At 25.2% G+C, this 12,434-nt stretch carries 10 protein-coding genes; all 10 read right to left on the bottom strand.

Annotated features, from left to right (window positions below; translation table 11 throughout):
- Positions 1 to 1,085 precede the first annotated feature (1,085 nt).
- On the bottom strand, positions 1,086 to 2,015 hold the full coding sequence (locus tag Q0W06_RS17680; RefSeq protein ID WP_297638865.1) for a tyrosine-type recombinase/integrase: 930 nt from the start codon (positions 2,013 to 2,015) through the stop codon (positions 1,086 to 1,088).
- A 1,272-nt stretch (positions 2,016 to 3,287) separates the two neighbouring features.
- On the bottom strand, positions 3,288 to 4,646 hold the full coding sequence (locus Q0W06_RS17675; RefSeq protein ID WP_297638862.1) for a hypothetical protein: 1,359 nt from the start codon (positions 4,644 to 4,646) through the stop codon (positions 3,288 to 3,290).
- A 660-nt stretch (positions 4,647 to 5,306) separates the two neighbouring features.
- On the bottom strand, positions 5,307 to 5,474 hold the full coding sequence (locus Q0W06_RS17670; RefSeq protein ID WP_297638859.1) for a hypothetical protein: 168 nt from the start codon (positions 5,472 to 5,474) through the stop codon (positions 5,307 to 5,309).
- Positions 5,475 to 5,576: 102 nt separating this feature from the next.
- A complete protein-coding gene (locus Q0W06_RS17665) occupies positions 5,577 to 6,158 on the bottom strand; it encodes a recombinase family protein (protein WP_297638867.1) in 582 nt (193 codons plus the stop codon).
- A gap of 620 nt (positions 6,159 to 6,778) precedes the next feature.
- Positions 6,779 to 7,249 carry a hypothetical protein gene (locus Q0W06_RS17660; RefSeq protein ID WP_297638856.1) on the bottom strand — a complete coding sequence of 157 codons (471 nt, stop codon included), beginning with the start codon at positions 7,247 to 7,249 and terminating at the stop codon, positions 6,779 to 6,781.
- Between the two features lie 52 nt (positions 7,250 to 7,301).
- On the bottom strand, positions 7,302 to 7,820 hold the full coding sequence (dcm, locus tag Q0W06_RS17655; RefSeq protein WP_297638853.1) for a DNA (cytosine-5-)-methyltransferase: 519 nt from the start codon (positions 7,818 to 7,820) through the stop codon (positions 7,302 to 7,304).
- 114 nt (positions 7,821 to 7,934) lie between these two features.
- A complete protein-coding gene (locus tag Q0W06_RS17650; RefSeq protein WP_297638850.1) occupies positions 7,935 to 8,480 on the bottom strand; it encodes a hypothetical protein in 546 nt (181 codons plus the stop codon).
- A gap of 508 nt (positions 8,481 to 8,988) precedes the next feature.
- Positions 8,989 to 9,660, bottom strand: coding sequence for a putative bacteriocin export ABC transporter (locus Q0W06_RS17645; protein WP_297638848.1), 672 nt, complete (start codon positions 9,658 to 9,660; stop codon positions 8,989 to 8,991).
- Positions 9,660 to 11,789, bottom strand: coding sequence for a DUF1430 domain-containing protein (locus Q0W06_RS17640; RefSeq protein WP_297638845.1), 2,130 nt, complete (start codon positions 11,787 to 11,789; stop codon positions 9,660 to 9,662). Before Q0W06_RS17640 ends, Q0W06_RS17645 begins: the two co-directional genes overlap by 1 nt.
- 23 nt (positions 11,790 to 11,812) lie before the next feature.
- Positions 11,813 to 12,217 carry a hypothetical protein gene (locus tag Q0W06_RS17635; RefSeq protein WP_297638843.1) on the bottom strand — a complete coding sequence of 135 codons (405 nt, stop codon included), beginning with the start codon at positions 12,215 to 12,217 and terminating at the stop codon, positions 11,813 to 11,815.
- Between the last annotated feature and the right edge of the window lie 217 nt (positions 12,218 to 12,434).

Genomic DNA, 12,434 nt, shown 5'->3' with positions numbered 1-12,434 from the left:
CTTACACTATTTTATATCTAAATATCAATACATACTTAATAGCCTATAACTATAATAAAACTCTATACTTATTATTTATAGTTATTCAAAGAAAGAAAGGAAGAAAAATTAATATTTTTCTATGATTAAAATGGGTGCTCTCCAACCCCCAAACCCCCCAGGATAACTGCTATCCCTAAACTAAAGATTGAAACCATATTTTACCAAGTCGGATATACCGATGGGGAATCCGAGCCGAATGGACGCAGTTATTCCCTTATATATGCTAAAAAAATTTTTAACATATATAAGAAAATAACTACTCTTACAATACCGACTTTTGCACGTCGCTTCATTTCTGTACCCTATCTGTTACGTGTTTGCACACCTACTTACTTTTTCTACACCAGTTCTATCCAGCATAATTGTAAATAGTTCCCGAGCATCTATGCTCCTAGAACTTCCACCCTGACCGTTACGCCGTCATCACGCTTTTTCCCATACGCCTAAAGATAGGGACTAGGCTTTTTGTATGGAGGCTTTAGTTTAAAATATTTTAAACTACTTGTATTTAAACAAGACTTTTTACGTTGGCTAAGCTTACCTTTCCTTTTATTTTAAGTAGCTTTATGGTTTGTCCTACTACTATTCATATTTACAAGAGTGAATAGCAACCTTGTTTTGAATATTTTAGTTATATTCAACTATTAATGCTCTCGTCATTAATTACGTATATCGAATTAATATGCTCTTCACATAAAACGATTGATTGACCTATTTAGGCATTAAAAAAAGCTATGTACTTTTAAATACATAGCTTGAAAATTCATTTTAAACTTATTTTACCATTGATTTTACTCAAATCTTTTGGTATATTATTCTCATAATTAATTATGAGATCTAAGCTTTTACGAACGGTTCTAATGTATTGGTAGTACATTTTAACTTTAGCTTATTTATAGAGTTGGTAGCTCTTTAGATAAGTGTGTTAAAGGCTTTTTTTTATTATTATGTTCTTATAATAAAACTTTACTTAGATTATGTAAAGTTTTTTTTTATATAAAAATATTTATTTTTTGTAAAGTCACATTACTTTTTCTTTATTTTTACCTTAAACTTCTTACATAAGTTTTCATAAGTTTATCATCTGTGTCCCCACGTTCTTCTGTATGCCCTAGCTGGTCGCTTGTATACTCCCTCGCTTCCATAATAGTCATTCCTTCTTCTCTAACCCTATTAAACGTTTCTTGTGCGTACAGTTTACGTACTGCATGTGTGCTTGTCTTTTTATAATCTTGTTTTATCTCCAGTTGTTCCATTTTACGTCTAATTTCTGCATTAACAGAACCTGCTTGTATAGGCACTATTCTTTGTTCTGCTCCTGTTACACTATTAAATAACTTTTTAGCTATTTCCATCTGTTTTTCTGTTACTATATCTACTTTTCTAGTTTTTTTACCCTTACTATCTACAACTTTTACATATCCTTCTTTTAGATTTATATCTCTTTTTTGCAATTTTACTACTGCACTAACTCGCAAACCAAAGTATCTAGCTACGTCCAATGCTTTATCTGCATTAGGATTTACAATCTTTTTTAAACTTTCCCAGTCTTTTATCTCCATCTGCTTGTCTCGTATTTTTTGCTTGTGTTTTATTTTTTCTGGAAGTTTTATTTCTAGTTTATTATTTAAGTTATATGTTTTATTAATAAGCCTTTGCATTTTGTTTGCCTTAGACATATATTGCTCTACAGTTGCTTTACTACAGGTCTTTCCCTTAAAATCTAAAAATTCTTGCACGTGTTTAGAGTTTATATCTTTAACTAATCTAATTTCTTTGTGTTCTACATACATCCAGTTAGCAAAATTAGCTGTAAAATCCACCAAATTTTTGCGATCTGCATAGCTAAAAATTCTAGTTCCATCCATTTTCCCATCTTTTTTTAAATTATGTTTATCCATTGCTTCTTTAAAATTTTCATTAATCGTATGGTACAGCTGTTGTTTTATAGACCTACTTTTTTGTCTTCCCATTTTAAAAATTCCCCCTCCCGTTTTAAATTTTTTTGGTGCTATCGCACCATTTTTTTAGATTTTTAAGATCTACTTTAACTTTTAAAATCTATTTTTACTAGATCTGCTTTTAATTTTTATATCCCTTTTTTATTAGATCTACTTTAACTTTTTTTAATTTTATGTATGCTTAATAACGCATTAACTCCATTACATTTCGTTAATGCGTACATTACAAATTAGATCAAAAAAAATTATCAAAGAACTGGTATAACTGGCTTCAGGCTGATCCGGTGCAATCACAAAACACAACACAAATTGTAATTTATTGTAAATTGTGAGACCTAAAAAGGAATTTGCTATTTTATAAAATAGACCAAATTCTTTTTGTTAAAAATAAATTTTAACAAAATATGCTTTAGCCATATAAGGCTAATAGCTCTGCATTTAGCCTTATATGGCTAAATGCATAAATTAAAAAATTTTTGGTTTTTTTCTTTTTTTTCTTTTTTTCTTTTTTTAGTTGTTACTAAATTTTTTATTTTTATTTTCTCTTCTTAATTTTAAATTTTAAAATTAAGTTTTTTTAAAGTCTAAATACTAAAAGTTATTAAAGTTTTACCCCATTTTATTTTTATAGTATCTAAACATATTTCTTTAAATAGAATTAATTAGTCCCAAATTAATTCTATTTTTCTTTATTTTTATTTTTACTCTTTTTTATTTTTTCTTTTTTATTTTTCTAAAATATTTTTTAATATTTGCCTTTAAAAGTTGCCTGTAGCAACAGTACTAGTTAATTCAATTTCCATTGGAATCTTGTGTATCCACAAGTTTTTAAAGTTTTATATTAAAAATATTTTCTACTAAATAAATTTCCAAAATAATTTTTTATTTTTAAAATTCCTCCTACGTCCAATTTTTAATTGGAACTCTATATTCCCTTTAATTTTTTTATTTTTAAAATTCCTCCTAATCCTAAATTAATAGGCTATAGATAATTTTATCAACTAAGATATTTAAAATTTTTATATAAATAAAAATTATAATTTATATATATAAAAAAGCTGTATATATATAATATGATTATTTTTTTAGGGTTTTTGCAAAAAAACCTGTAAATAAATTGTAAACTCTATTTTTTAAATTAAAATTCTCATTTATCTTTTATTTCAATTCTCAATTAGAAGATGAAAAAAGCACCTAAAAAGGTGCTTTAAATAGCCGTATACGGTAATTTATTTAATTTTTTTAAACAAGAATTTCGTTTATTGGTATTTTAGCGAATAAAATTTATCTATCCCACCACTTATAAACAGTCATTTTACTAATTCCTGTATCTCTAATACAGTCACTTTTCTTAGCAAATGGATTATTTTTTCTATACGCTTTTATAATTTCTTCTTTAGTTCCACTATTTTTAGGTCTTCCATTACCATCACTCCAATGTTTTCCTATCCTTTTCATTCTAATATCTCTAATAGCTCTGGCTTCTTCTAAATGATCTCTTTGATTCTGATAATTTCTTTTATTCTTTTCAATGTAAATATCCGTTAAATACGAAATACTATTGATTGGATAAGTCATATATCTATCTTCATATGCTTGTAATGCATCTAAAACATCTTTTTCATTAAATGGATTATCTTCAGTTGCTGGTAATCTATCAAACATTTCCATAATCATAAATGCATCACTTTCAAGTTCGTCTCTATCTATGCCTGCTTTTCTTGCATATACAGCTAACATCATCATGCAGTAATATCTATGTCCTGTTTTAGCTTCTTCCACTATTCTTCTCTTCCACCAATCATAAACTGCTCTATTTACTGTCCAAGTTCCTTTAGCGCTTTTTTGAATTATTCTTTTCTCATACCACTTTGGAAACTTTTCTTTTGCTTTATCTAAAGTTAAATTACTTCTATATGCAAATTCTTTAACCTTAAATTCCTCCCGAACAAATTGATTTAAATATTCTACTGTAATCTTCTCTCCTGTAAGAAATGCTCTAGCTCTTTCACCTTTTTTAGTTATTGTTCCAACCATTCTAAATCCTTGAAATAGACTTTCATATTGAATATTATCTTCTAAATTAGTTATATATCCTTGCCAAATTAATCTAGTTAATTCTTTTTTATATTTTTGAAATTGTTTAACTACATTTCTAAACAACATTATTGGTTCTTTAAAAACATAGTATAAGTGTAATCCAGTTCCTGATGAAACAATTATTGTAGGCATAGGAATCCTTTCAATATTCTCAATTTGATGAAATAATGTTTTTAATCCTATAGGATCTCTACCCTCTTTGATAATTACACCATCTAAATCTATCGTTAATGCATACAGAACTCTAGCATTTTCACTTAATCTTTCTTTTCCAATATAACTAATAGGTGACATTATACAAAAATTATCTCTAGAAATAATTTCATCTATTTTTTCTAAATCATTAGTAATCGTGTGTCTTAAAACTTTATCCTTATTATATATATTTTTATCTTTAGTAACTTCTATAGCAATAGCATTATATTTACCTTTTTCATATACACCTCTTTCTTGAAGTTCACCTTCTGAAAATATATATCTATAAAATTCTTTAGGCTCTATTTCATCACAATACTTATTTAAATAACTAGTTAGAATATTCATATATATTCCTCCTTTTGAATATATTAAGGACGTTATATTATCAATATATTTTATTATACCTTTTTTCAAATAAATTCCATATAATGATTTATACATCTATGTACTTAATAATTACCTATATAATTATTTTACAAGTATATAGGTAATTATTTTATATTTTACAACTATGTAGATAAATATTATATATATATCTACATATATATTTTGCACATATACATATATATATTTTTTAAAGATTATATTCACTCATAAATCTAATCTTTAAACTTCTCATTTTCTAATAATAATTTACTTTCGATATTACTATCCTTAAATGGTTACCTTTAAAAATAATATAAGCGTAATAAAAAGGCTATCACTCTAAGTAAAGTTAGTAGTATCAGTAGGTTTAGAAGTTCTTCTTAGTATTTTAGATACTGCTTCCATAGGTTTAATTTTCTATATATCCCCCATATAAGCCGAATAAAAACCCCCCCACCCTTAATAAAGTTAGTAGTATCAGTAGGTTTAAAGGTTCTTCTTAGTATTTTAGATATGGCTCCTATAGATTTAATATTATATATATCCCCCATATAAGGACTATAAAAAGGTTACCACTCTTAATTCCTTAAATGGTTACCTTTGCCTCCTAAAAAATTATGCTAATTATTTTTTCCAATATTAGTAGGTATTCTTTCCTCCTAAGAATAGATTTAAATATTCTCTTGTATTATTTATTATGTCTTTTCTTATACACTCATTTTTCTTTATTAATTGATGTTGTTCTTCTGTTATTTTTATTGTAAAGCTCTTTATATTTGCTTTATCCTTCTTCTTTCTCCCTCTCATTTTTCTCCCTCTCTTTTTTAAGTTTACTTTTTTAATGCCTATGGTTCTCTTTTTATTTAAAGTTTACCATTTTTTACCATTTAGGTAAACTTTTTTTTTTATTTAGGTAAACTTTTTTTCTCTCATAGCTCTTATCAATGTGCTTTTTGATATATTAGTTATTTCCTCAACTTCCTTATAGCTTTTATTTCCACTATTTACACTTAAAAGGCTTAATGCATGGTCAATTTGCTTTTGAGTAAACTTCTTTGGTCTTCCTTCTCTAAAATCATCTTTAGTTTTTGCTATAGCCTTTCCTGCTTGTGTTCTTTCCACTATCATTGCTCTTTCAAATTCTGCAAATGCTAAAAGATTAGTTACTATTAAATTTCCCATTGGTGTATCCTCAATAAGTCCCATATTAAGTATATGAATTCTTATTCCTTTTTCTTTCAATGTTTCAATTATCTCTAATCCTTCTCTAGTGCTTCTACACAATCTATCTAGCTTACTTACTACTAATGTATCACCTGTGTTTAATTTCTCTAATAACTTATTAAATACAGGTCTATCCATTGTTTTTCCTGTATAACTTTCCTCGTAACATTTAGCATTATTATATCTATCTTTAATTTCTTCTTGCTGCTGCTCCAATGAATTATTATCTAATTGACCTTTGGTAGATACTCTACAATATCCATAAATATTATTTGTTGTTGTTTTAGTGTCATAAGTGTCATTACTTTGTTCTTTTAAAGATACTATTATTGCTCCATCTTTTCCTAATGTAATTACACCAACTTCTGTTAATAATAATCTAAAGCTTTTAAATGGTTTATTAAAAAGATTTACTGACTTATTCGTATCTTTATTTAATGCCTTTATAACTATTTCACGATTATTCTTAGTTGCAAGTATTTCTATAAGTCCAATTTCTGATTTAACAACTTTATCAGCACTTCCTAATATATCTTTCACTATCTTTTTTGATATTTCATCATCAATCCTTTGTATCTTCTCTGCCTTTATAACTTTTAAGTTTCTTTTAGATCCAGTTTCTATATATGTGTTCATTAAGAACTCTCTCCCAAAGTAATGCGTATATCTTTGAGAAGAATCTCCATAACAATACGTTAATTTATAATTATAATACGCCATATTTCTCCCTCAATTCGCCTTTAATTTTGACTATATGTTTTGACACTTTCTTAAGTATGATTATACCATAATAAAATTCACGGTGTCAAAACTACTAAGTTACGATACTTTAATAATAATGAACAAAAATGTCTAGAAAATTTAAATTTTCTAGACATTTTTTATTTTTAATCTTGATTTAATCTTTTTTTTAATTCATTAAATATGAGTATCCATATTCCTGCTTCAAATATCATATCTGTTATTTCATCTTTTAAAATACATTTTTGCTTTTTAGTATCTTCTAAAAAAAATACTAAATATTTATATTGTAAAATATAATTCTCAGTTGTAACTACATCTGAAATAACAATATTATAAATAGTCTTAAACTTTATATATCTAAAAAAATCTTGAGCAGAAGAACTAAGTAAGTTCTCTGAATTTCTTACTAATTCTTCAATTTCATAATCATCATTTTTTTTTAGTTTTTCAATTTTTTCTTCTATCTTATTCCTAGTTAATTTATTTACAAGTTCACCATCTATATATGTATTTAGTAGTACTTCATCACCAACAATTTCTTCTTTTATTTTTATGGAGTAACTTTTCTTATTAAAACTTGTCACTTCATTTTCTTCTTCAATATACCATTTCATTTTTTTATACCTCTTTTCTAAATCAAATGTATTAAATCGCTTAATCTTTTATTTATAAAACTATTTTATATTCCATTGCCTCGAGCATTTTCTTTGCTATTCGTTCTATAACAGATACTGTTACAGAGTTTCCAGCCTGCTTATACAAATGGCTATTAGCCATTTTTTCAGGTAATTTATAACTTTTAGGAAAACCTTGTAGTTCAAAGCATTCCCTTGGTGTAAGTTTTCTTATTCCAAATTCATCTAATATTAACGGAACATTGTGTCTTCCATTTCCTATATTCGCAGTCAATGTTGGACATACATTGCTTTTATTTTCTCGCACATAAATTCTTCTTAGTTGATAAACTGTATCTTTTCTTATCATTACTTCTTTTAACATTGGATAATATTTACTACTTTCGTAGTAAAATTTCTCATTTCTCTTTTCTTTTGGATTCGTAATATCTATAATTTTAGTTTCTAATGATATTGGATCAGAAAAATAAAATCTATCACAAGCTTCTTTATCTTTAAAACCTACAATATAAATACGCTCTCTATTTTGTGGAGCATTCCCATATTCCATATGCTTACTCCTCTTTTATATGATATCCAAAATATTCAATTTCATGAATATTAATTCTCATAATGAGAATCAATTTCTTTTATAGACAAAAAAGGTAGGAGATATTATTACCTCCTACCTATATTTTTCTATAAATTCTTCTAAAGCTATACTTATCAACTGTTGAACTTTAAACTCCTTATGACTCATAACAAACTCTTCCCACTGCTCTAAAACTTCAATATCTATTTTAAACAACTTCTGTTTAACCTTTGTAATTACTTTAGGCTTTAATTCTAGAGTTTCAACTTCTATAATATTTTTATTTTTCTCATATTCTTCAATTAAGCTTTTAATAGGCTCTAATAATTCTATTAATTCTAAAAGCTTATCACTATTTATATCTTTGTTATATTTCTGTATAACATCATTTTTTTTGTTTAATTTTTTAGATTTATTATTTTCTAATTTTTCTTTGCTATCTATCTGTATATCTTTTGTTATATTATTTATAAATTTATTTTCAACTCTTTTATACCCTTTTCTATTTAATCTTTTTACTATAACTCTATCATTAACTTTAAAATCATTAATTTCTATATCTTTCATAGCTCTTCCTAACTCTAATTGGTTATTAATATATTCAACAATTTCTATAATAGATAACTTCTCTAATCTCATATACTGCTCCTTTATACTAAAATGATACTTTAGTTATATCTTACATTTTTTTACTAATTAAAGATAGGTTTAATTCTCTAAAATCTAAATATATTTAAACTAAAAAGGTTAGAAAGTTTTCCTTCCTAACCTTTTCACTGAACTCTATTTTAGCCCCAAAAAAAGTAGTATCTATCCGACAATAGATACCACTCGGCAAATAAATTAATATTTATCTATATTAAACATTTTCATTATATCATTTATTTTTTAATTCTTTTTCTTTTACTTTATCCAATATACCTTGCTACCAATCTTTATCTACTTCCTTTACTCCAATAGATCATTTTTCACAAAGATACTCGCCAACATCTTCTAGGAATATCTTACACCTATTACAAGACTTTCTTACCTCTTTTGACTCTATACTTCACCCGTATCAAAACTACAGTTATTACATTTAATTTAATAAAAAAACATTTTACAAAGTCAAACCCTTATAAACTATTCTTTAATTACTATCTATTACTTAAATAATCTTTTCTTGTATAAATGCTTTACCTTTAACTACTTTTATCATTCTATCACATTTACTTGCTATTTCTTCGTCATGTGTAACTAAAATTATAGTTTTCCCATTCTTTTGTAAATTTTTCAAGTATGAAAATATCTTATCTCTATTTTCTTTATCTAAAGATCCAGTTGGTTCATCAGCTAAAATTAAGTCACATTTTTTTACCATTAATCTTGCTATAGCTACCCTTTGCTGTTCTCCCCCACTCAATTCATAAATCATTTTATTCCCATAATCTTCTAATCCAACATCATTTAATACACTTTTTATTAAATTATTTTTCTCAATTTTAGTTAATTTTAAATATTTAGTTGCTAAATCTATATTATAGTTAACTGATTTTGATTCTATTAATGCGAAATTTTGAAATAAATATCCAATCTTCTCTCTAAGTAATTGTTCTGATAACTTAGAATTTATTTTAATATTCTTATTTCCTAAAATACTTAGATCCCCTGAATCAAAATTGTCTAATAACCCCATTATATTGAGTAATGTAGACTTACCACTCCCACTTTTACCTACTATTGCTAAAAGTTCACCTTTTTCTACTTTCATAGAAAATTCATTTAATATGATTTTCTCATCAAATTTTTTAATTATATTATCTAACTCTAATATCGACATTAATACTCTCCTTTTAGAATAGGAACAATTTCCTTTCTATTATTAAATTCTAAGATAGCCACTCCAATAATCATTTCTGCTAAAAAACCTATTAGTAATACACTTATCAAAATGTTGCATATTACCATATTAGTTATAATTCCTATAACCAATAAAATACTATAATTAAGTAATATACCTTTAAAATATTCTTTATATTTAGTAAATTTATCATATCCATTAAAAGTTTTAATTACTAACTCTAATTTATTTTGTTCAAAAAAATTATGTATATTTTGAAATACAATTACTATTACTAAAATTAAAGCTATTATTATAGTTAAAATTAATGTATAAAATATATTTTTATATTCATTAAGTATTGATAAAACTTCTTCATTTGCAAAGTTTATTCGAAGACTAGCTGCATTTATTCCAGTTGATTCTACTATAGGTCTAATTTGTCCATATAAACTATCAATGTCTTCCACTTTAATTTTCATCGGATTTCCTTGAATATTAAAAATTGCTTGATTCCAACCTGGAAATAATCCATTTTCTGTTCCTATCATAACTATTGGATCTTTTATATAGTTATTTTCTTTTGGGTTTACATTTACATTATAAGAAAAATATTTTTGCCCAGATTTAGTCCAAATAATTTTAATTTTTGTTTCATTTGTCATATCATAAGTTTTTAACCATTCATTATAATAGTTATATATCACCTCTGTATCTGACTTAAAATTTTCAGGAACTAATATTATCCAATCTTTATCATTTTCAGAAATCTCTATTTTTTGTCCATCTACATCATAAATTGGATTTTCATTTAAATAATTAGAATTTATGATACTCGTCCTCTTATAATATTCTAAATTTTGATTCATATCTAAACTTATTTGTTCATAATTCCCAAAATCAGCAAATACAGCACCTTTTTCATTAAAAATTTTATATAATTTATTTTGTGAATATCTAAATTCATTAGATTCTGAAACATCAAAATCTAAATCATCTAAATTTAAGACAACATAATTATTGAAATCAGTCCATCTATTATATGACTTAGAGTAATTTTCATTAATATTTTTTAAAATACTAAGATTAATGTTAATAATCAATATTATTGCAAGTATTAATATTGATTTAATTATTGAATTAATTATTAATATATTTTTACTATATTTTTTATTTTTTATAAAGTTAAGTAATCTTATTTTATAGATAAAACTAACTGGAATCAATCCAGAAAAAATAATTATAATTGATATACATAAATATATAAATAATATTTTAGTTATAAATTCAAAATATAATATACTATATACATCAAACAATATTAGGCTCATTAAAATTATAGATATTAATGCGCTAAATAAAATTGAACTTAAAAGTGATTTAAATTCGTCTTTACATATATCAAAATTAGAGTATCCTAAAAGTTTTTTTATTCCCAATTCTTTATATAAAGAAATATATTTATATACTAAAATAAATGATAAAATTAAAGTCAATAATATTATATAATTATAATTAGTTTTAAATTCTTCACCAATAACTTCTGCTTTATTAAATGATATATTTTCTACTCCAAATAATTCTTCTATTTTCCCCATATAATAATTAACTGGTTTGTCATTTGGTAAATTTATTGTGCAAATTCCAGTAAAATTCATTCCATCTTCAAGCATTGAATGTAGTGTTCTTATTTCTAAAATAAAATCATTATTACTATTATCAATAACACCTATTTGATTAGAATCACCAGTCTCTTCCGTTGACAAGAAAAACTCACTGTTCATTAAAGTCTTATCTAATTTTTTTCCTTTTCTTATATCTATAGAATTCATATATGTATCATCTATAGTGTATATATATTTTATTATTTTTTCTTTTCCATCCACTCTATCTATTCTTGTAAAAAATAAAGATGATAAAGCATTTTCTGAAACTTCTGCTAAAAACTCATATTGATCATTTCTAGGTAATTTCGTTATAATAGACGGAATTAAAATATCATAACTATTTTCTAATTTATTCTCAATATTTTTTATTTCTAAAGATTTTCTATTTTCAAATTCTTTATACCCTAAAAAAAATGAGAACATAAAAATAGTTAAAACTAATATATTAATTAACTTCTTCATGTTCTCTCCTTTAATTTTAAATATTATTTTCCAACCTTTTCACCAGTACCTTCATCTCTAACATATTTCCAACCTGATTTATCTGCCCCTGCTCTAGTATATGCATTTGTATAATCAGGAACTGAAGGTGCATTTATTGTAGCAGTAGCTCCTGGACTTGCTACAGAACTTAATTTCATTCCATGTTGCTTAGTATATGCTCCTGCATTATGAGAATAGCTGGCATTATGGTAATAACTATATGTTAAATACCAACCATTCCCTGGAGTCTTTATTCCTCTCGTCCATGTATCACTTCCAGGTAAATTACTCGTTGATTTTGAAGTTTGAAATAGTGTAGAAGCTTCCGCTGTAATTGAATTTATCCCCCCTATTAGTCCCGTTGATATTCCTACTAATAAAACAGCGCCTATCAATATTTTTTTCATAAAATTCCCCCTTAAAATCTAAATTTCAATTTAATTTTATCACATTTCTAATTATTCCCATGTAGAAAAATGTCAATTATCATATAAAAATAATCGACATTTTCTGCATAAAATTATTTTAATCTTTTTCAATGAACTCTATTTTAGCGAAATTCTTTAAACTAAAAAAACTAACGTTTATGCCCGTAAACGTTAGTTACTTGTAAGAATGTCCCTT

It is taken from the genome of uncultured Clostridium sp. (assembly GCF_947072515.1).
Lineage (GTDB): Bacteria > Bacillota > Clostridia > Clostridiales > Clostridiaceae > Clostridium.
Note: the sequence above shows the minus strand (reverse complement) of the source record. Positions and strands in the feature narration are given on the sequence as shown.

Coding starts and splice junctions, on each gene's coding strand:
- Q0W06_RS17675 (WP_297638862.1), bottom strand. CDS start 4,646: ATGAATATTCTAACTAGTTATTTAAATAAGTATTGTGATGAAATAGAG.
- Q0W06_RS17645 (WP_297638848.1), bottom strand. CDS start 9,660: ATGTCGATATTAGAGTTAGATAATATAATTAAAAAATTTGATGAGAAA.
- dcm (WP_297638853.1), bottom strand. CDS start 7,820: ATGGAATATGGGAATGCTCCACAAAATAGAGAGCGTATTTATATTGTA.
- Q0W06_RS17635 (WP_297638843.1), bottom strand. CDS start 12,217: ATGAAAAAAATATTGATAGGCGCTGTTTTATTAGTAGGAATATCAACG.
- Q0W06_RS17680 (WP_297638865.1), bottom strand. CDS start 2,015: ATGGGAAGACAAAAAAGTAGGTCTATAAAACAACAGCTGTACCATACG.
- Q0W06_RS17640 (WP_297638845.1), bottom strand. CDS start 11,789: ATGAAGAAGTTAATTAATATATTAGTTTTAACTATTTTTATGTTCTCA.
- Q0W06_RS17660 (WP_297638856.1), bottom strand. CDS start 7,249: ATGAAATGGTATATTGAAGAAGAAAATGAAGTGACAAGTTTTAATAAG.
- Q0W06_RS17670 (WP_297638859.1), bottom strand. CDS start 5,474: ATGAGAGGGAGAAAGAAGAAGGATAAAGCAAATATAAAGAGCTTTACA.
- Q0W06_RS17650 (WP_297638850.1), bottom strand. CDS start 8,480: ATGAGATTAGAGAAGTTATCTATTATAGAAATTGTTGAATATATTAAT.